Annotated in this window: 16 protein-coding genes; 9 read left to right on the top strand and 7 right to left on the bottom strand. The window is 52.2% G+C overall.

All coding sequences use genetic code 11. The annotated features are described in order from the left end of the window. Positions 1–62: 62 nt before the first annotated feature. From PY990_RS08925 to PY990_RS08915, 3 genes are all read left to right on the top strand, one after another. Positions 63–1,067 (top strand): helix-turn-helix domain-containing protein, encoded by a 1,005-nt coding sequence (locus tag PY990_RS08925; protein ID WP_275271312.1) that lies wholly within the window; start codon positions 63–65, stop codon positions 1,065–1,067. Positions 1,068–1,249: 182 nt separating this feature from the next. Next, positions 1,250–3,832, top strand: coding sequence for a bifunctional aconitate hydratase 2/2-methylisocitrate dehydratase (gene acnB / locus PY990_RS08920; RefSeq protein ID WP_275271311.1), 2,583 nt, complete (start codon positions 1,250–1,252; stop codon positions 3,830–3,832). A 614-nt stretch (positions 3,833–4,446) separates the two neighbouring features. Further along, entirely contained in the window at positions 4,447–5,952 is a 1,506-nt protein-coding gene (locus PY990_RS08915) for an amidase (RefSeq protein ID WP_275271310.1), read from the top strand. On the opposite strand, the gene PY990_RS08910 is transcribed toward PY990_RS08915, so the two are convergent. The 5 genes from PY990_RS08910 to prpB form a co-directional block, all read right to left on the bottom strand. Next, complete coding sequence (locus PY990_RS08910) at positions 5,949–8,684, bottom strand: phosphoenolpyruvate carboxylase (RefSeq protein WP_275271309.1); 2,736 nt, start codon at positions 8,682–8,684, stop codon at positions 5,949–5,951. The genes PY990_RS08915 and PY990_RS08910 overlap by 4 nt on opposite strands. A 215-nt stretch (positions 8,685–8,899) precedes the next feature. Next, a complete protein-coding gene (prpF, locus tag PY990_RS08905) occupies positions 8,900–10,099 on the bottom strand; it encodes a 2-methylaconitate cis-trans isomerase PrpF (RefSeq protein ID WP_275271308.1) in 1,200 nt (399 codons plus the stop codon). Next, entirely contained in the window at positions 10,096–12,714 is a 2,619-nt protein-coding gene (acnD, locus tag PY990_RS08900) for a Fe/S-dependent 2-methylisocitrate dehydratase AcnD (RefSeq protein ID WP_275271307.1), read from the bottom strand. The genes prpF and acnD overlap by 4 nt, the downstream gene beginning before the upstream one ends. A gap of 3 nt (positions 12,715–12,717) precedes the next feature. Beyond that, complete coding sequence (gene prpC, locus PY990_RS08895) at positions 12,718–13,878, bottom strand: bifunctional 2-methylcitrate synthase/citrate synthase (RefSeq protein ID WP_275271306.1); 1,161 nt, start codon at positions 13,876–13,878, stop codon at positions 12,718–12,720. 59 nt (positions 13,879–13,937) lie between these two features. Continuing rightward, a complete protein-coding gene (gene prpB / locus PY990_RS08890) occupies positions 13,938–14,819 on the bottom strand; it encodes a methylisocitrate lyase (RefSeq protein WP_105029899.1) in 882 nt (293 codons plus the stop codon). A 195-nt stretch (positions 14,820–15,014) separates the two neighbouring features. Here prpB and prpR point away from each other — a divergent pair, with 195 nt between their 5' ends. The 4 genes from prpR (at position 15,015) to PY990_RS08870 (ending at position 17,642) form a co-directional block, all read left to right on the top strand. Next, on the top strand, positions 15,015–16,610 hold the full coding sequence (gene prpR / locus PY990_RS08885) for a propionate catabolism operon regulatory protein PrpR (protein ID WP_275271305.1): 1,596 nt from the start codon (positions 15,015–15,017) through the stop codon (positions 16,608–16,610). Between the two features lie 4 nt (positions 16,611–16,614). Beyond that, positions 16,615–17,022, top strand: coding sequence for an alternative ribosome rescue aminoacyl-tRNA hydrolase ArfB (gene arfB, locus PY990_RS08880; protein WP_275271304.1), 408 nt, complete (start codon positions 16,615–16,617; stop codon positions 17,020–17,022). A gap of 118 nt (positions 17,023–17,140) precedes the next feature. Then, positions 17,141–17,299, top strand: coding sequence for a YqaE/Pmp3 family membrane protein (locus tag PY990_RS08875; protein WP_171099549.1), 159 nt, complete (start codon positions 17,141–17,143; stop codon positions 17,297–17,299). Positions 17,300–17,420: 121 nt separating this feature from the next. After that, a complete protein-coding gene (locus PY990_RS08870; protein ID WP_008248518.1) occupies positions 17,421–17,642 on the top strand; it encodes a hypothetical protein in 222 nt (73 codons plus the stop codon). A 16-nt stretch (positions 17,643–17,658) separates the two neighbouring features. Here PY990_RS08870 and rlmF read toward each other — a convergent pair whose 3' ends face one another. Both rlmF and PY990_RS08860 read right to left on the bottom strand, forming a co-directional pair. After that, on the bottom strand, positions 17,659–18,567 hold the full coding sequence (rlmF, locus tag PY990_RS08865; protein WP_275271303.1) for a 23S rRNA (adenine(1618)-N(6))-methyltransferase RlmF: 909 nt from the start codon (positions 18,565–18,567) through the stop codon (positions 17,659–17,661). Next, positions 18,564–20,576: an AsmA family protein gene (locus PY990_RS08860; protein ID WP_275271302.1), complete on the bottom strand. Its 2,013-nt coding sequence runs from the start codon at positions 20,574–20,576 to the stop codon at positions 18,564–18,566. The genes rlmF and PY990_RS08860 overlap by 4 nt, the downstream gene beginning before the upstream one ends. Positions 20,577–20,735: 159 nt before the next feature. Between PY990_RS08860 and PY990_RS08855 the strand changes: the two genes are divergently transcribed. After that, positions 20,736–20,882 carry a hypothetical protein gene (locus tag PY990_RS08855; protein ID WP_168427000.1) on the top strand — a complete coding sequence of 49 codons (147 nt, stop codon included), beginning with the start codon at positions 20,736–20,738 and terminating at the stop codon, positions 20,880–20,882. Between the two features lie 15 nt (positions 20,883–20,897). After that, a complete protein-coding gene (locus PY990_RS08850; protein WP_275271301.1) occupies positions 20,898–21,182 on the top strand; it encodes a DUF1330 domain-containing protein in 285 nt (94 codons plus the stop codon). The last annotated feature ends 8 nt before the right edge of the window (positions 21,183–21,190 follow it).

Here is a 21,190-nt window from a genome sequence, read left to right as displayed (position 1 = left end):
TTGTTGAATACGCGCTAGCATAGAACAGGTAAAACTCTTCTGACAATATTTATTGTCAAATAATGAACCAGCATTCTAATCTCGGACACATTTCTGCCAGCTACGTCAATCTGCTATTTGACTGGTTGGCTGAAACGCACCCCGATGTTGCGCAAACGAATCCATTTGCCCGGCCCGTGGCGGGTGAATTAAATCGCATTGAGGTTCCGCAGTGGCAGGCCATGTTGCAGTGGACCTATCAAACGCTTCAAGACCCTGCAATGCCTTTGAAAATTGCTGCCCATGTGCGTCCGGCCAACATGGGCCTGTTGGGTTATGTGGCAAGTTGCTGCACCAACTTGGGCGAAGCATTTGCCCGTTTACAGCAGTTTGAGAATTTGGTGTACAGCGTCAATGCATTGAATGTGGCGTTTCAGGGCGATGAAATTATTCTGCGTTGGGGTGCCGAACGCGGGCGCCCTGGTCACTGGGTTGATTCAGTGGCCATTGGTGTCTTGGTGGCATTCACTCAGCATTTGATAGCCATACCCGTGTACCCACGCCGTGTTCAGTTCATCAACCCCATGCCAGAAAACCCAAGTGATTTCGATACTTTTTTTCAATGCAAGGTGGGTTTTGCAGGCGATTACACAGAAGTGGTGTGGCCAGTCAGTTTGCTTGAAATGCCATTGAAGTCGCCAGACCATGTCATGCGCAGCATGCTCGATCAGCAGGCGCAGTTGTTGTTAAAGCAGGTCAAGAATGGCGAAGAGTCAATTCCCGGTTTTCAGAAGGCCTTGCAGGAGTCCGTTGGCGCTGGCTTGCCGAGCTTGAGCGAAGTGGCCCGCCGTTTGTGTGTCAGTACCCGTACCTTGCAACGGCGCTTGCAAGAGCAGGGCAGCAGTTTTAGAGATGAGTTGGAGCAGGTGCGGGTTGAAATGGCGAAAAACTGCCTTCAGGCAGGTGATCTCAGCTTGGCGGACATTGCCAGTTTCCTGGCTTACAACGATCAAAGCGCTTTTACCCACGCCTTTAAACGGGTCACCGGTGTAAGCCCGGCCAAATATCAGCGTACAAAGCGACAATAGGCTCTAAAAGCGGGCCGAATCGACCTTGCCCTCTTCAAAAATAAGGGAAAGTCCTATATCATATATAAGACTTGAGAGGCACTGAAACCCCGCCACTTTTGCATCGCAGCACTTGTGTGCACGTGCGAACTGCCTCAAAATTACACAGTTTCTATTGACCCCACCCAATCTAGGGAGATCTCATGCTTGAGTCCTATCGCCAACACGTTGCCGAGCGCGCAGCGTTGGGCATTCCTCCACTGCCTTTGTCTGCCCAGCAAACCGCTGATCTGGTTCAATTGCTGAAGAACCCGCCCGCAGGCGAAGAAGAATTCTTGCTCGACCTGATCACCAACCGCGTACCCGCCGGTGTGGATGATGCCGCCAAGGTGAAGTCTGCTTTCCTGGCCGCCATCGTGAATGGTTCCGACACTTGCAAGCTGATCGACCGCAAGAAAGCCACTTTCCTGTTGGGCACCATGCTGGGTGGTTTCAACATCAAGCCGTTGATCGACGCCTTGAACGATGCAGAAGTGGGCGAGATCGCCGCTGAAGCCTTGTCAAAAACGCTGTTGATGTTCGATTACTTCCATGACGTAAAAGACCTGGCCGACAAGGGCAGTGCAACTGCCAAGAAAGTGATGCAAAGCTGGGCCGACGCCGAGTGGTTCACCAGCCGCCCTGAAGTGCCGCAAAGCATCAAGCTGACCGTGTTCAAGGTAACCGGCGAAACCAACACCGATGATTTGTCCCCAGCGCCCGATGCCTGGAGCCGCCCTGACATTCCATTGCACGCCCTGGCCATGTTGAAAAACCCACGCCCAGGTATTGAAGCCGACGAGCCAGGCAAAGTGGGCCCCATCAAGCAGTTGCAAGCCCTGATCGCCAAAGGCAACCCAATCGCTTATGTAGGCGATGTTGTGGGTACTGGTTCATCACGCAAGTCAGCCACCAACAGTGTGTTGTGGTTCACCGGCGATGACATTCCCTTCATTCCCAACAAGCGTTTCGGCGGTTACTGCCTGGGTAACAAAATTGCTCCAATTTTCTTCAACACCATGGAAGACGCTGGTGCATTGCCAATCGAACTTGATGTAAGCCAGATGGACATGGGCGATGAAATCGAATTGCGTCCATTCGAAGGCAAAGCCCTGAAAAACGGCGCGGTGATCGCAGAATTTTCTGTGAAAACTGATGTGCTGTTCGACGAAGTGCGAGCTGGTGGCCGTATTCCCCTGATTATTGGTCGTGGTCTGACTGACCGCGCCCGTGCTGCTTTGGGTCAAGGTCCAAGCCCAGTGTTCCGCCGTCCTTCTTCACAAGTTGCATCAACCAAGGGCTACAGCCTGGCTCAGAAAATGGTAGGCAAGGCCTGTGGCGTGGAAGGTGTTCGCCCCGGTACTTACTGCGAACCCAAGATGACCACTGTGGGTTCTCAGGACACCACCGGTCCAATGACTCGCGACGAATTGAAAGACCTGGCCTGTTTGGGCTTCTCTGCGGATTTGGTGATGCAGTCCTTCTGCCACACAGCCGCTTACCCCAAGCCCGTGGACGTGAAAATGCACCACGAACTGCCCGACTTCATCGAGAACCGTGGCGGCGTGGCCTTGCGTCCTGGTGACGGCGTGATTCACAGCTGGTTGAACCGCTTGTTGATGCCCGACACAGTGGGCACCGGTGGCGATTCGCACACCCGTTTCCCGATCGGTATTTCTTTCCCCGCCGGTTCCGGCTTGGTGGCCTTTGCTGCGGCCACTGGCGTAATGCCCTTGGACATGCCTGAATCCGTGTTGGTTCGCTTCAAAGGTGAAATGCAACCCGGCGTTACCTTGCGTGACCTGGTCAACGCAATTCCTTTGTACGCCATCAAGGCAGGTCTGTTGACTGTTGAAAAGAAAGGCAAGAAGAACATTTTCTCTGGCCGCATTCTGGAAATTGAAGGTTTGCCACAACTGAAAGTTGAGCAGGCTTTTGAATTGTCAGACGCCTCTGCAGAACGCTCTGCTGCTGGCTGTACCGTGCATTTGGACAAAGAGCCAATCATCGAGTACATGAAGTCCAACATCACTTTGATGAAGTGGATGATTGCCCAGGGCTACCAGGATTCACGCACGCTGACACGCCGCATCAAGGCCATGGAAGCATGGATTGCAAACCCTGAATTGCTCAAAGGCGATGCGGATGCAGAATACGCTGCAGTGATCGAAATCGACCTGAAAGACATCAAGGAACCGATTCTGGCTTGCCCGAACGACCCCGATGATGTGAAGTTCTTGAGTGAAGTGGCTGGCGACAAGATTGATGAAGTGTTCATCGGTTCTTGCATGACCAACATTGGTCATTTCCGCGCAGCTGGCAAGGTACTGGAAGGCAAAACAGACATCCCAACACGTTTGTGGATTGCACCACCCACCAAGATGGACCAGCACATCCTGACCGAAGAAGGCTACTACGGCATTTTGGGCCGCACTGGCGCTCGTATGGAGTTGCCAGGTTGTTCACTGTGTATGGGTAACCAGGCGCAAATCCGCAAGGGTTCCACCGCTGTATCCACTTCCACACGTAACTTCCCGAACCGCCTGGGCATTGACACCCGTGTGTACCTCAGCTCGGCCGAACTGGCTGCCGTGTGTGCACTGATGGGCAAGATCCCGACAGTGGAAGAGTACATGGAGCAAGTGAAAATGCTGGGCAATGTGTCTGGTGAAGTTTATCGTTACATGAACTTTGATCAAATCAAGGAATTTGTGGACATTGCAAACAAGGCTGAATTGGCGGCATAAGTAGGCCCGCCAAGTTGTAACAACACAGTCATAAAAAAGCCACCTTCGGGTGGCTTTTTTACGTGTGTTCAATCCGCTCTTTTCGGGGACGCTGGTTTTTTTTGGTTTTCGGTTGACCTGTAGAAGCAGTTCTTTCAAGGTTGAGTGAATTACATTGATTTCAGCAAGTTTGCCCAGGCGGCAAATGTCCCTGTGATTTGAAAACTTCACAAACATGTCGCCGTGGTCTTCTTCAAGAAAAAGAATATTGGCTGTGGGGAAAGTGTTCTCCAGCTTGCTCAACGCGCCTTCTTCAAATTCTTCCATGATATTCATGTCGCAGATAACAAGCTTCGCGTGTGAAAGTTCGCTGAAATCAGGCTCAAGGCTGCGAAATGAATAGACACATTTTTCGCCCAGGCTACTCAGGAAGCGTTGGTAAGCCATTGTTTTTATGGGGTAGTCGCTGAATACTACACAAGCGATAAGCAGTGGTTTCATGTGATGCAGCCAACGCAATTAAAATTTTGGATGCCTTATTCTTCCTCTTTCTAATCCGGGTGGGTATTACCTGAGTGGGGTAAGATATTCACTTACATAAATTGCTACCCAAGTTTTTCGGAGACACAATAAAAATGGCAGGTTTCAAAGAATATGACCAGTTCGACGCCCTTGGTCTTGCCGAGTTAATCAAAAAAGGCGAGGTGAGCGCGGCTGAATTGCTCGAGGAGAGCATTGCTCGCACGGAAAAAGTAAACCCACGCATTAATGCAGTAATTCGTCCCATGTACGACATTGCACGTGCGCGCGCCAAAGAAACTGTCGAGGGGCCCTTTGCAGGCGTTCCATTTCTATTGAAAGACTTGATTGCCAGTTATGCCGGTGTCGAGATGAGCAGCGGAAGCCGATTCTACAAAGGCTTTGTGCCCTCCGAAGATTCAGAATATGTAAAGCGATTCAAGCGGGCGGGTCTGAATATTTTTGGTAAAACTGCCACGCCGGAATTTGGTATTACCCCTTCCACTGAACCTGAGCTGACTGGGCCATGTCGTAACCCCTGGGATCCACTGCGCAGCCCTGGTGGCTCCAGTGGCGGTGCTTCGGCTGCCGTTGCGGCGGGTATTGTACCCATGGCCAGCGCAAGCGACGGAGGCGGTTCAATTCGCGTACCCGCATCGTGTACTGGCTTGTTTGGTTTGAAGCCCACGCGGGGGCGTGTGCCCTCTGGCCCCGACCTGCCCGATGGCTGGTTTGGTTTCATTGCTGAGCATGTGGTGTCGCGCACTGTACGGGATTCTGCGCACATGCTGGACTGCTTGCAAGGCAACTACCCCGGCCAACTGTTGCGCATTGCGCCGCCGGCAAAAACTTATGCCGCTGCAATTGAAGCAAAGCCCAAGAAATTGAAAATCGCCTATTCATTGGACCCCGCCTTGGGTGAAACCCTGCATGCTGATTGCCAGGCAGGTGTGCTTGAAACAGTCAAGTTGCTTGAAAGCCTTGGCCACACCTGTGAAGAAGTTCGCCTGCCTATTCACAAGGAAGAATTTATTTACGCCTACACCGTGTTGGTGTGTTCAGAAATGGCTGCTACCTTGAAAGAAGGTGAGCGCGTGTTGGGAAGAAAAGGCAAGGCGGCTGATTTTGAGGCACGGACATGGGCATTGATGAAATTAGGTCGCAGTTTTAATGGTGGTGATGTGGCCGATGCGGTGTGGACCATGGCGCAGTTTTCTCGCCAGTGGATGACATTTTTCGAACCCTACGATGCGCTGTTGACCAGTACCTTGGGCGAATTGCCAATTGCAGTTGGAGGCCTTCGCCCAACCCCGCAAGAAATGATTGAATTGAAGGCACTTAGCTATTTGCCAATTGGTTTTATCGCCAAGCGAAAAGATTTTGTGTTGAAAGCGGGGAGGCGCGTGTATCAGTACTGTTCCCAAACCATGCCGGCCAACGTCACGGGTCAACCCTCCATGAGTGCGCCTTTACACTGGAATGCGCAAGGCATTCCAGTGGGCATGATGTTCACTGGCCGTTTTGGTGAGGAAAATGTGTTGCTTAGCCTGGCTGCCCAGCTTGAGCAGGCCAAGCCATGGGCAGGCAAACGCCCACCTATTCATGCGGGCGGTTCAGTTTAACCAAAGCGGTTGGAACTGGCGATTGCCTGCATCGACATCACAATAGGTTTGATCAGTCTTTCTTGAATCTCGGGGCCCGCTTGCTGGTGGGCCTTGAGCAATCCAATTTGCATGGCGTGGGCCGCCTGTGTCAACGGTTTTTTCACAGCAAGTATTTCCGCATCAACGGGATTGTGATCCATCAAGTCGTTGCTTTGTTTGATACTCAAGATCATTTCTTTTGTCAGTTCATATTCATTCTTGATCGCCTCAAACACGCCTTGCGATTGAACCGGTGCCAACTTTGCATACTCTTGGGCAATTTTCATGTCCGCTTTTTCCATGGCGGTGGCGGTTCTGTCAATAAAGCTTTTAAAGAAAGGCCATTCCTGATACATGGTTTGTAGTTGTGCAGTTCGTTGTGCGGGTGTGGTGTTGGCACCAGCCGGTTGATCGATGAAGTTTTTCAGTGCGCTGCCTGTGCCAAAAAATGCGGGCATTGCGCTTCCCGATTGATACCACGAACCCACCCAAGGTATGGCCCGCAGTTTGTCAAGGTTGAGGCCGCCCCCAGCCGTGTTTGCGCGCGAGGCAGGGCGGCTGCCAGCATTGGATTTACCGACAAATTCAATCGGTGTACTGCTTTGAAAAAAATGGGGAAGCTCAGGATTGGAGTACAGGCTTTCATAGTGGTTGCGTGCATGTTGAGCAAGTTTTTCCATGGTGCTGGCGTATTTTGCAATTTGTTGGTCTTTGCCAATTGCCATAGTCTCAAGCGTTGAGCCCACCATGTCTGCCAGGTTGGATTGCGACATTGTTTTTGTGCCATATTTTGCTGGCACTTCTTCACCTTGCTCGGTTTGACGCATGCCGGTCAGCAAGCTGGCGCCGTTGCTTGATTTGATTTCCTGCGCATAAGAATCGCCTGAACCCCTGGCCTCTGTGCCGCCTCGGCCATGAAACACATGCAAACTCACGCCGCGCTGCTCCGCTACTTCAAGCATCTTGGCTGTACCTTCATACACGGCCCAACTCGAGGCGAGTGGTCCATCCAATCGATTGCTGTCGGAATAGCCCACCATGATTTGTTGCTGATTGCCGCTGGCTTGAAGCGCCTGACGGTACCATGGGTTGTTCAGCATGCTGTTCAAAATGGCCGGGCCGTTGTGCAGGTCATTCACAGTTTCAATCAGGGGGACAACATTCATCTTGATGCCTTGCTCATCGGCCAGGCCTGCGTGTTTCAGCAGCAACATCACTTCAAGCATGTCGCTCATGGTTTCTGTGTTGGCCGTAATACAGTTTTTCAGTGCCTGCGGCCCGTAACTGTCGTGAATGGTTTTGTAACTTTTGATCAATGCTATTTCGCGATCAAATTCGGCATTCTCGCTTTGACCCTCGATAGGTGCATCGCTCAGTACAGTTTTGTTGTTGAGCAGCAAGTTGGTCAACAAGGTCTGCTTTTCAATTTCTCCCAGGCTTTCGTAATTGCTTGGGCCGCCAGACCTTCTCAACAATTCACCGACTGTTTTTTCATTCATGGCGCTGTTTTGCCGAATATCGGTACTGGCACCGTGAAAACCGATGCTGTCGGCATCCAGTTTCAGCAAATCCAGTTTCTCTTGAACGGTCGCTTTTTCTTGAGTATTCAAACTGGCAATGCTCAAAGATTCAAGATCATGTACCAGTTCATTTGCGTTCAGGTACAAATCGCCTTGAATTGGCAATGGGCTGTTGCCCACCAAATGTGTTCGGGTTCGCGCCAGTTTTTCCCGAATCAGACCAAGTGATTCCGAATGCCCAGATTTGCAAAGCAGGTTACACAGGCTGCCTGTTTGGGTATTGTTCTCTTTGCCAATTTCTTGTTCAAAGTACTCAAACGCTGCCGTGCTCAGGGTTTTGACCACGTCCTTTAGCACGGTTGCATCAATATTCGGGTTGCCATCCCGATCACCTCCAACCCAGTTACCCGCTTCAACCAAGGGTTTCGACAGTTTCAAATTATTGGGCAGTCCCGAGAGCTGTTGGTTGATCTGTTCGTGAATGGTGCGGCCAGAACTGTGCAGGTGCCTGATATTGGCAGAGAACTGATTGGCCTCGTCTTGCACGGTAGGTTTCAATTCTCGTACCCCTTGAATTTCCCATAGCTCTTGGCAGACTTTTGCATTGCCTCGGGGGCTAGCAATATTTTCAAGTTGAGAAAGAACAATTTCACTGGCCTGAGGTTTGTTGAAATTGGTAGGGTGGGCAGTAAATACCGGAGAAATTTTGGTATTCGACAGTCTTTGAATAATAGATTCTCCCCGGCTTGCCGAGTTGTCGATCAAGGTTTTCAGCCCTCGCATCAGCGATTGTGTCGTCTGGGCATCTTGGGCCTTCATCTGCCTTTCCGCAGTACTCAATATCATGAGTTGGCTATTCAAATATTTCAGTGCACTGACTATTGCCTCGGGGTCATTCTTGTTACGTTGAACAAATTCCTCTACACGGGCATGAAGTTGGTTGAAATCAGGTTCAGCAGTTTCAATCTGTTCAGCCAATTCGCTGGCCTGTTCAAACTTCAGCGGGGGCAAGCTTTTCTGCAACTGGAGCTTCAAATTCGCATGGGTATTTTGCCGAATGTCTTTGAGCTTGCTGGCCAGGGGGCCAATTATCTTGGTGGATGCTGAGCCTGAGCCGCTTCTTCCCAAGGCATTGCTGCCTGCTGACATGGCGATTTGAGCACTGCTGTGGCTTGCAACTGCGCGAAACATGGTGGGGACTCCGTTCTATTTTTTTGGAGCCACGAGGATAATTTGGGCGGAGTTACGTAATCAGAAAGAGGGGTGGGGGGACGTGAGTACTTGCTCACTCTTTTGCCCATAGCTACAGTTTCAGGGATTGTAAAATTGCACTTCAGATTTTGGCATTGCACCAAAAAAAACTGAAGTGCATGTAGTGGCAAGCTTTATCAGCTTGGTTCCATTACTTAAAACGTATCGTTGGGTATGCGAACCCAACCTTCCATCAATACGCGCGCGCTGCGGCTCATAATTGCCTTTTTCACCGCCCACTGGCCGTTTTCAAGTACTGCCTGTGCACCCACACGCAAGGTACCGCTTGGGTGGCCAAAGCGAACGGCTTCTCTTTCACTGCCACCCGCCGCCAAATTCACCAAGGTGCCCGGCACTGCGGCCGCTGTGCCAATGGCCACGGCAGCAGTACCCATCATCGCATGGTGCAATTTGCCCATGCTCATGGCGCGCACCAGCAGGTCGATGCCCTCGGCTTGAACTACTTTGCCACTTGAACTGGTGTAGGTTTTCGGTGGTGCAACAAAGGCCACTTTGGGTGTGTGTTGGCGTTTGGCCGCCTCATCCACGTGTTTGATCAAGCCCATTTTCACCGCACCGTGGGCACGGATGGTTTCGAACATGGCCAGTGCCTTGGGGTCGCTGTTGATGTCGTCCTGCAGCTCGCAGCCGGTGTAGCCAATGCTGTCGGCATTTACAAAAATGGTTGGAATGCCCGCATTGATCAAAGTGGCTTTCAGTGTGCCGACGCCCGGTACTTCCAGGTCGTCCACCAGGTTGCCAGTGGGGAACATGCTGCCGCCAGCACCATCTTCGCCTTCATCGGCCGGGTCCAGGAACTCCAGTTGAACTTCAGCCGCGGGGAAAGTAACCCCATCCAGTTCAAAGTCGCCAGTTTCCTGAACAAGTCCGTCGGTGATTGGCACATGCGCAATGATGGTTTTACCAATGTTGGCTTGCCAAATGCGCACTACACAAGTGCCGTTTTGTGGAACGCGTGCGGGCTCTACCAGACCGCTGGCCACGGCGAAAGAACCTACCGCGGAGGACAAATTGCCGCAATTGCCGCTCCAGTCCACAAAGGCTTTGTCGATTGAAACCTGTCCAAACAGGTAATCCACATCGTGATCGGGTTTGCTGCTTCTGCTCAGAATCACGGTTTTGCTGGTGCTTGATGTAGCACCACCCATGCCGTCAATTTGCTTGCCATAGGGGTCGGGGCTGCCGATGACACGCATCAGCAGCTTGTCGCGTGCCTCGCCCGGTTTCTGGCAGGCTGCCGGCAAATCCTGCAATCTGAAAAACACACCTTTGCTGGTGCCGCCACGCATGTACGTGGCGGGTACTTTCAGTTGCTGTGAGTTTTTGTTGCTCATGCAGCTGTTCCTTCAAGGAAGTCTTGCGCGAAACGCTGTAAAACTCCGCCAGCCTCGTAAATCGAAACCTCTTCAGCAGTGTCCAAACGGCAAGTCACAGGGAATTCAACGCGTTCACCATTCTTGCGGGTCATCACCACAGTCAGGGTTGCGCGTGGGCTGCGTTCACCCACCACTTCAAACACTTCCGTGCCATCAATGTTGTAGGTGTGGCGTGTGTCGCCTGCCTTGAATTCCAGGGGCAGGGTGCCCATACCAATCAGGTTGGTGCGGTGAATGCGCTCAAAGCCTTCGGCAATAATTGCTTCCACGCCAGCCAGGCGAACTCCTTTGGCAGCCCAGTCACGTGATGACCCTTGACCGTAATCTGCACCTGCAATAATGATCAAAGGTTGGCCACGGTCCATGTAGGTTTCAATCGCTTCCCACATGCGCGTTACCTTGCCTTCAGGTTCGATGCGGGCCAGTGAGCCTTTTTTCACTTTGCCGTCTGCATCGCGAACCATTTCGTTTTGCAGGGTAGGGTTGGCGAAGGTGGCACGTTGCGCGGTCAAATGGTCACCACGGTGCGTGGCATAGCTGTTGAAGTCTTCTTCCGGCAAACCCATTTTGTGCAGGTACTCACCAGCAGCGCTGTTCATCATGATCGCGTTGGATGGGCTCAGGTGGTCGGTCGTAATATTGTCACCGAGCACCGCCAGCGGGCGCATGTTTTTCAAGGTGCGTGGTCTTGCTGCCAATGCACCTTGACCCTCGGTGTCCCAGTAGGGTGGGCGGCGAATGTAGGTGCTTTGTGGGCGCCAGTCGTACAGCGGGCTTTTTGCTTCTTCAATGGCACCCAAGTCGAACATCGGAATGTAGATTTCGCGGAACTGGGAAGGTTTTACGAATTCATTCACAATCGCATCAATTTCTTCGTCGCTTGGCCACAGGTCTTTCAGGCGAATTTCTTTCCCGTTAACCACACCTAGCACATCGCGTTCAATGTCAAAGCGAATGGTGCCAGCAATCGCGTAGGCCACCACCAGCGGTGGGCTGGCCAGGAATGCCTGCTTGGCATACGGGTGAATTCGTCCATCGAAGTTGCGGTTGCCGGAAAGCACGGCCGTGGCGTACAAATCGCGGTCGATGATTTCCTGTTGAATTTTCGGGTCAAGCGCGCCACTCATGCCGTTGCAGGTGGTGCAGGCAAACGCTACGATGCCAAAGCCCAGCTTTTCCAGTTCAGGCAACAGGCCTGAATCTTTCAAATACAACTCGGCCACTTTGGAGCCTGGGGCGAAAGATGACTTTACCCAAGGTTTGCGCACCAAGCCCAACTCATTGGCTTTGCGGGCCAACAAAGCTGCAGCAACGACGTTGCGCGGATTGCTGGTGTTGGTGCAGCTGGTAATGGCAGCAATAATTACAGCGCCATCTGGCATCAGGCCTTCAGCTTCCTGTGCGCGTGCCGCGTCCAGGTTGCCTGCAATGCCTTTGGCTGCCAAATCCGTGGTGGCCACGCGGGCATGCGGGTTCGACGGGCCAGCCATGCTGCGCACAACTTTACTCAAATCGAAGGTCAACACGCGCTCGTATTCGGCACCAGTCATTTTGCTGGCCCACAAGCCAGTGTGCTTGGCGTAGTGTTCAACCAGCTTTACCTGCTCGTCTTCACGGCCGGTCAGCTTCAGGTAGTCGATGGTTTGTTCGTCGATGTAGAACATTGCGGCGGTGGCGCCGTATTCCGGGGTCATGTTGGAAATGGTCGCCCGGTCGCCAATCGTCAGGCTGTTGGCGCCTTCACCGAAGAATTCGATGTACGCACCCACCACGCGCTCTTTGCGCAAAAACGCAGTCAGTTCTAGCACGATGTCGGTTGCGGTAATGCCGGGCTGGCGCTTGCCAGTCAATTCAACACCCACAATGTCGGGCAGGCGCATCATCGATGCACGACCCAGCATCACGGTTTCAGCTTCCAGACCACCCACACCAATCGAGATTACGCCCAGCGCATCCACGTGCGGCGTGTGGCTGTCTGTGCCCACGCAGGTGTCGGGGAAAGCTACGCCGTCGCGAACCTGCACCACTGGCGACATTTTTTCCAGGTTGATCTGGTGCATGATGCCGTTGCCCGCTGGAATGACGTCCACATTCTTGAATGCAGTCTTGGTCCAGTTGATGAAGTGGAAACGGTCTTCGTTGCGGCGTTCTTCAATGTCGCGGTTTTTCTGGAATGCGTCGGGATCAAAGCCGCCACATTCCACAGCCAGTGAATGGTCCACAATCAATTGTGTGGGCACAACCGGGTTCACCAGCGATGGGTCACCACCCTGGTCTGCAATCGCATTGCGAAGGCCTGCCAAATCCACCAAAGCGGTCTGGCCCAGAATGTCGTGGCACACCACGCGCGCTGGGTACCAGGGAAAATCCAGGTCGCGCTTGCGATATATCAGTTGTTTCAAGCTGTCAGTTAGCGAAGAGGGTTCGCAGCGGCGCACCAGCTGCTCGGCCAGCACCTTGCTGGTGTAGGGCAGTTTGTCCCACGCGCCTGGCTCGATTGCATCCACAGCCGCTTGGGTGTCGAAGAAATCAAGCTTGGTGCCGGGCAGGTTCTTTCTAAATTGTGCGTTCATAAATTATTTGCGATCCTTGATGGCTACAAATTTCTGGTCTTCAGGGCCTGTGTAGTTGGCGCTAGGGCGAATAATCTTGCCGTCGATGCGTTGCTCAATCACGTGGGCGCTCCAGCCGGAAGTACGGGCAATCACGAACAGGGGGGTGAACATGGCAGTGGGCACGCCCATCATGTGGTAGCTCACGGCGCTGAACCAGTCCAGGTTCGGGAACATTTTCTTGATTTCCCACATCACGCTTTCAAGTCTTTCCGCGATGTTGTACATCTTCATGTTGTTCTGTTCTTTGGACAAGTCTTCCGCTACTTTCTTGATCACCACGTTGCGGGGGTCGCTGACGGTGTACACGGGGTGGCCGAAACCGATCACCACTTCCTTGCGTTCAACGCGGGCGCGAATATCGGCCTCTGCTTCATCCGGGTTGTCGTAACGCTTTTGAATCTCGAACGCCACTTCATTAGCGCCACCATGCTTGGGACCACGCAAGGCACCAATGCCACCGCAAATGGCGGAATACATGTCGGAACCGGTTCCAGCCACAACGCGGCTGGTGAATGTGGATGCATTGAATTCGTGTTCTGCATACAGAATCAACGAGGTGTGCATGGCACTGACCCAACTGTCACGTGGCTTTTCGCCATGCAGCAAATGCAGGAAGTGGCCACCGATAGAATCATCATCAGTTTCCACTTCAATGCGCTTGCCGTTGTGGCTGTAGTGATACCAGTACAGCAGCATGCTGCCCAGGCTGGCCATCAGTTTGTCCGCGATGTCGCGGGCGCCGGGGTGGTTGTGGTCGTCCTTTTCAGGCTGAAGGCAGCCCAACACGGAAACACCAGTGCGCATCACGTCCATGGGGTGGGCGGATGGGGGCAGGGCTTCCAGCGCTTGCTTCACGCCTGCAGGAATGCCGCGCAAGGCTTTCAGTTTCAGTTTGTAGCCGGCCAGTTCAGCCACGGTGGGCAGCTTGCCGTGTACAAGCAAATAAGCAATTTCTTCGAACTCGGTCGTGGTGGCCAAGTCCAGAATGTCGTAACCACGGTAAGCCAGGTCGTTGCCGGTACGGCCCACTGTACACAATGCTGTGTTGCCAGCGGCGGTGCCTGAAAGGGCTACAGATTTCTTTGGCTTGAAGCCTGGGGTTGTTGTTTGTTGCTCAGACATTGCTGTCTCCTGTCAAAAATAATGTTTTTATAACAAATGTTTATTGTGTTTTCTTGAAGTTATTTCTGCTGAAAAAGGGCATCCAGTTTCTGCTCGAAGTCGTGGTAGCCAATGCTGTCATACAGCTCCATGCGGGTTTGCATGGTGTCCAGCACGTTCTTCTGGGTACCGTCGCGGCGAACAGCTTCATATACGTTTTGCGCGGCCTTGTTCATGGCACGGAAAGCGCTCAGGGGATATAGCACCAGGCCCACGCCAACACCTTTCAGTTCTTCGGTGGTGAACAAGGGCGTTGAGCCAAATTCAGTGATGTTGGCCAACACAGGTACTTTCACCGCGTCTACAAATTGCTGGTACATGCTCAGTTCAGTCATTGCTTCGGGGAAAATCATGTCGGCCCCGGCTTCCACGCAGGCGCAGGCGCGGTCGATTGCAGACTGCAATCCCTCAACGGCCAGCGCATCCGTGCGGGCCATGATTACGAAATCGTCTGAACCACGCGCGTCCACGGCGGCCTTGATGCGGTCTACCATTTCAGCCTGAGTCACAATTGCCTTGCCGGGGCGGTGGCCGCAGCGTTTGGCGCCCACCTGGTCTTCAATGTGCATTGCGGCAGCACCGGCTTTCATCATCGCCTTGGTGGTGCGGGCGATATTGAAGGCTGATGAGCCAAAGCCAGTGTCGACATCCACCAGCAAGGGGGTGTCACATACATCGGTAATTCGACGCACGTCAGTCAGTACGTCATCCAGTCCAGAAATGCCCAGGTCGGGCAAACCCAGCGAACCGGCCGCCACGCCGCCGCCGCTCAGGTAAATGGCTTTGAAGCCGGCACGCTTGGCCAGCAATGCGTGATTGGCATTGATTGCGCCAATCACTTGCAAAGGTTGTTCTTCTTTCACTGCTTGGCGAAAACGGGCGCCTGCGGAATGTTGGGTCATGGTGTTCTCCTTGTTGTATGCTCCATGTAGTGCAGGGTTCGTGCCAGTCAAAAAAAATAATGGAATATTCAAATAAGATCAATAAGTTGTCGCGCTAATATCAAGTAATTGCAAGAATAATTTGATGGTGTTTTGAAACATATTTGTGTAAAATGAAACGGTTTTATGTTTCAAATGAAACTCAAGGTGTTTTGAATGAAACCCAGAATTGTGGTGTTCAGCATCAGTGCATTGGCTGGTACATTGAGGGAGATCGCCCGCGATTACAGTGGTTCAGCCAATATTGAATTGGTGCCCAAGGCCTATGAAGATGCCTTGGCCTACGCACGCAACCGTTACTACACCGACACGGCCGATGTATTCATCGCCGCAGGTTCAAACGGCGCATTCTTGCAGAACCAGCTTGAGGCGCCGCTGGTCATTATTCGTACGGACGGTTTTGATGTAATGCAAGCCTTGGCATCTGCCAGAAAAGCGTCTGCCGCAGTGGGCTTGGTCAGTTACGAACATTCGTTTGATGAGCTCGAGCAGTTTGCCCGAGCGTTTGATGTGCCCTTGAGTACCCGAACCTATCGCACACCGGAGGACGCGCGTCGCGCTGTGCGGGAATTGGCCCAGTTGGGCGTGAAGGTGGTGGTGGGGTCGGGCTTGGTCACTGAAATTGCTCAGGAAATGGGACTGGAAGCCATTCTGATTTATTCCCGGCAAGGTGTTGTAAAAGCTTTTGAGGAAGCCATACGGCTAGCCAGTGCCAAGGCCACTGGCGGAGTGCGCCGAAACAGCCAGGCTTACACGTACCACACCGAACAAGACCTTATCGGCAATAGCCGGGCAGTTGAAAAGCTGCGCAATACGATCCGCCTGTGTGGCAGTATCGATTTTTCCGTGCTAATTCAGGGTGAAACCGGCGTGGGCAAGGAGTTGGTGGCCCAATCCATCCACAGCGCCAGCCCACGTGCGGGCAAACCTTTCGTCGCAATCAATTGTGCATCGCTCACCGAAAGCCTTTTGGAAAGCGAGCTGTTTGGTTATGAAGAGGGTGCATTTTCAGGGGCCGTGAAAGGTGGGCGCGCGGGCATGTTTGAAAGCGCGCAGGGTGGCACAGTGTTTCTCGATGAAATTGGTGACATGCCCTTGGCTTTTCAAACGCGTTTGTTGCGTATTCTGGAGGACAACACAGTGCGCCGAATTGGGTCAGCCTCCTCCCGCAAGGTTGATTTCCGGCTGCTGGCCGCCAGCAACGTGAATTTGCAGCAAGCCGTTGAAGAAGGGCGTTTTCGGGAAGATCTTTATTTTCGCTTGAATGAAATGCTGATTCATATCCCGCCATTGCGAGAGCGTGCCGAAGACATTGGCGAATTGGCCGGGTACTTTTTGAGGACTACGCCAGTGCGTGTCAGCAAATCCAAATTTGATGGGTTTCTTCAACTGGCTTTGCCGGTTCTTCAATCTTTGCCTTGGCCCGGCAATATTCGTCAACTGAAGAATGTGTGTCGCAGGGCGGCGGTGTTGATGTTGCAAGAAAGTGATCTGTCGTCCTGGCGCACCTGGTTTCCAGACTTGCTCGTGGGCCTGGAAAATTCGACCACGCCACATTTGCAGCAAAACAATACACCCGATACGATGAATGATATGAACGCCTTGGCCTTGGCCTATAGCAGGGCACCTATGTCTGAGCGTTCAAGCATTGTCCGTCAGGCATTAAGCCTGGTCGGTGGCGAGGTCAATAAGGTGGCTGAAGGTTTGGGTATTAGCAGGTCTACGGTTTGGCGTTTAAATAAAGGCAGCTAGCAACATGTCATACACGCCACCCACCCTGACCGAATCGGATGTCGAATTCACTGCCATTCGCGCCCAAGGCGCGGGTGGTCAAAATGTCAACAAAGTGTCCAGTGCGATTCACTTGCGTTTTGATATTCGTTCATCTTCTTTGCCTGAATTCATCAAGGAAAAATTACTGGCTCTGCAAGACCAACGTTTGACCAAAGACGGCGTTATTGTCATCAAGGCTCAAACCACGCGCAGCCAAGAGCAAAATCGAATTGATGCGCTAGCGCGCTTGAACGAGTTGATAGCCGAGGTGGCCAAACCTGTCAAGATTCGCCGTGAAACCCGCCCAACCCTGGGTTCAAAACGTCGCAGGCTAGAAGGCAAAAGTATTCGGGGGCAGGTCAAGGCGTTGCGTGGAAAGGTTCAGGATTAATCTTTGCCTGGAACAGAACGCAAGCTGTGGTGCACGACCCAAGGCCACAAACATTTGTCTTTATCTTGTATAAAAAACACTTACAATTTTTGTTTATAACTATTTTTCCGGAGAATCAATGGACCTTATTCGCATACTGATCGCCATCTTGTTGCCTCCACTGGGCGTGTTTCTTCAAGAAGGGCTAGGCAAGCACTTCTGGATCAACATCATTTTGACTTTGCTTGGCTATATTCCCGGCATTGTTCACGCCGTGTATATCATTGCCAAAAAGTAGCCGCTTGCTGCTCGCGCAGGAAGATTGTCCATCGAGTGTTCCGTTTTACAAATTATTTTGTATACCGTTCTTGTTTGCAGTCCGTTAATACTCTCTCATTCACAACATTCAGGAAAACAAGATGCAAGCCACCAAACTGATCGGAATTCTGTTGATTGTTGCCGGCACCTTGGGACTGGTCTACGGGGGCTTTAGCTACACCGAAGAGTCAACCGCAGCAAAAATTGGTTCACTCGAGATCACGGTGGATCAGGAAAAAGAGGTCAACGTTCCCATGTGGGCAGGTGTGGGTGCAATTGTCGCCGGTGCTTTCCTGCTGCTGGTGGGGGGTCGCCGCCGCTAGTTTGTCCAGCGCTCAACTATGCAAATGACCACGCCACAATGCGCGTGGTCTTGTTGCCTTGTTCCATTTCAACTTCAAGAATATCCCGTGCACCCGCATTGCGCATATGCCATTTTGCTTGAGGTACATTTTCGGCCTTTGACACCAGCGTGGTAAACCATCTGCATTGTTTACCAAATTGCGCGCTCTCGTTGATCATGGTTTGCAGAAAACCAATTTCCCCACCCTCGCACCACAATTCATTCTTCTGCCCACCAAAATTCAAGCCCGCAGGTGCTTTTGAACCTGGTTTTTCTCCACGATTAAAAGCCAGGCTATTCACTTTTCGTTGATTGCTTTTTATGGCTTCTTTTTGTGAGGCGTGAAACGGCGGGTTGCACACGCTTAGGTCAAATTTCTCACCTGCCTTGATCACACCTTCCAATATTTTCCGTTTGTCCCGCTGCAGGCGCAGATCAATCAGGCGCTTCAGATCGTCGTTTTTATCCAGCACCGAGGCAAGATTTTTCAAGCCAACCGGGTCAATTTCACTGCCAGTGCAGTGCCAGCCGTATACTTTTGCTGCCAGCAATGAATAAATGCCGTTGGCCCCTGTGCCGATGTCCAACATTTTTACCTGCCTTGAATCTGATGCCTTAATCCCGCAGCTTGACAGCAAATCTGCCGCGTAATGAATGTAATCCACCCTGCCGGGGATCGGAGGGCACAGGTAGCCCTCTGGCACGTTCCACTCCGAGATGCCGTAGTGGTGTTTCAGCAGTGCGCAATTCAAAGCTTTCACGGCAGCAGGCGAGGCGAAATCGATGGAGTTTCGGCCATGGTTATTGGGCTTAACAAATTTTTTCAGGGCAGGGGAAGTCAACACCAAGGCATCGAAATCGTAACCGTCTTTGTGCGCGTTATTGGGGTGAAGTGTTTTGGTCAATTTTTCTCTCGCTGGACCTTGCTGCGCGCCGCCAAATCATAGCAACCGGTTTTGTTGGCATTCTCGGCAGAATCGGGCGCACCTGTGTCCACAAATGGAATCAATGCGGCAAACGGGTTTAGCAGCGACAGCAACACCGCGCCAGCCACTTTGCCCGCAATTGGACCTTTTTCAAGGGATACATCGGGTGAGCCCATGGTGCCGGTGATCAATAAAGGCGTACGCAAGCTAACCGGACTGAAGTCTTTGGGTGTTACAACCACCCTCAAATTCAAGGCTTCTGTTTTCATCGAAATACTGCCATTGACCCACATCGCAGAGTCTTGAGTATCAATCACAAATACCCTGGGTTGCAGTACGCCATTGTTTGCATCCAGATCGGCAAACGCACAGGTCATTTGCAACACGTCATCACCCCGAAACCAAACACCGAGCGCCTCGGCAGCGTCCAGGCCAGCAGCCTCAACGATCAAATGCGACATGGTGCCATTGCGCACCTGTGTTCGTACATTGCCAGCCAGGCTACCCAGTATTTCAGCAGTCGAGCGGCCTTGCCCACTCAGTTTGGCAGCACCATTCATGGTGCCGGTTACATAAGGCGGCTCATTGTCTGGCCTTGGTATGTTCAGCCATTGCTCAAGCTGCACATTGGCCCAGTTCAGGTCCACATTCCAAATAGCGATATCTTCTCGCCCATCCAATTGCACCGAGCCAGCAAGTTCGCCCTTTGCTGTTTTTGCTTGAATGTCCGAAATGGTCAAGACACCCTCAGTGACAGCCAAATGTGCCCGCAAGGGTCGAAGTGGCTTCAATATCTCGCTGCCCAAATCCAGATTGTCGATGTCAATTTTTACATCAGCATCCATTGCCCTCAGGGAAGGAAGATCGAAGGGTTTGTCCGGTAACACTCTGCCTTTGCTTGTGGCCGCCGCAACTTGTTTTTCAGCCGGTGCACCTACGGTAGGGCCCAGGTCAGCCAGTACCAGCGATGGTCCTTTCAGTTCTCCGGTCAGAAGGGGTTGTGTTTTGCCACCTTTATAAACAAAGCGCCCGTTCAAACGACTGCTGCCGATTGTTGCGTTGTCGATGTTGACCTGCCAGTTGTCTGCGTCGCGCACCAAGTTACCTTCGGTGCGAAAGGCCGGCGTGTTCGGCAAAGTGACTCCCAGCGCCTGGCCTGCCGCGGCCAGGGATGAGCCACTTACTGCAAATTGTCCAGACAGTTGCTGCATACCCAGCGCATCGGCGGCGTTCCCCTTAAAGTCCAATCGGGCTCGCCCCAAAGACACGTTCAACTCCACCGGAATTGGCTTGCCTTGCTTGGCCACCCAAGGCAGTACACCGGTTGATTTCAGTTGTATATCAAGCTTTTTACCTTGATACGAACCCAGTGCCATCACAGTTAGCGCATCAGCTCCAATCTCTCCTTCCTGTAGGCTCAGTGTTGCATCCAGTTCAAGATCAAGGGGCTCATCCCGATAGGTGATTTGGCCTTTCTGAATGGCCAACAAACCAAACTCCGGGGCAGGGGCAGGCCCTGTGTCTGGTTCGTTTTTGGCAAATTGCCAGGAGGCGCGCCCGTCTTTCAGGCGCTCGAAATTGCCGTTCAGCAATGTTGCTGTCAGCGACTTGATTCTCAGGGCAGACTCCGGCGTGTTGGCCCACTTGATCAGATCAACATAGCGCAATCCAACAGACACGTTTTCCGCTCGAACCATAAAAGGCGACTGGCTCCAGGCAGGTGAGTCCACCTCAAAATGATTCAAGCTCAATCGAATGCCACCAATCAAGCGCAGTTTAAACCGAGGGTCACTTTCATCCGGTTTCGTCAGTTGAATATCTCTTTCAAGTGTTTTACTCAGCCATTGCTCGGCTGGTTTGGCCAAAAAGGGCCATCCCATTAGTTCAAATATGCCCACAGCCAAAACAAGCAAGGCCAGTGTCGCCCAAGCCATTATTCGAAAAGGCTTTTGCTGGTAAAGCTTTAAGGTAATCGGTGTTCTTTTCAAGTGTTGTCCTGATTCTCTGGTGCAAGAATTCGGTTGTGGTCTCGCACTTCTTGCTGTGCTTAACGCATACTGGCAAGAAGCAGTCAACCTAAGTGTGTTGTACCCGTTATACGGAATATCTCAATTCGATTGATTTCTTTTATTCAGGAAGTATGAAACATGAAAACATTGTTTTCCATGATGGCATTGATGTTTGCTTTGAGCAGTTGTGCAGTGTACACCCCTGCGGGTTCAGTTGTGGTTGATCCAGGTGGCCATGGCGGCGGTCATTGCCCACCCGGGCAAGCCAAAAAAGGCAACTGCTAAAACGGTTTGCCTGTTATGAGTGCTTACGTGGTTGGTCAAATCAACATCATCGATCCACTCAAGTGGCAAGAGTATCGGGACCAAGTGCCCGGCACTCTTGCTGCCTGGAATGCAGAATTGGTTTTCAGGGGTGTTAAGGCCGCAGATTTGGCACTCCAAAATGCCTTCAGCGACATCGTAGTGATACGTTTCCCAACGCTGGATGCAGCCCACGGCTGGTTCAAATCAGACACTTATCAGGCGCTGATACCGCTGCGAGAGGAGGCTGCAAAGGTGTTGCTCACTTCCTTCAAGGCTTGAGTTTTTAT

This window comes from Limnobacter olei (genome assembly GCF_029087225.1).
GTDB lineage: Bacteria > Pseudomonadota > Gammaproteobacteria > Burkholderiales > Burkholderiaceae_B > Limnobacter > Limnobacter olei.
The sequence above is the reverse complement of the archived record's forward strand: the minus strand, read 5'-3'. Positions and strand labels throughout refer to the sequence as shown.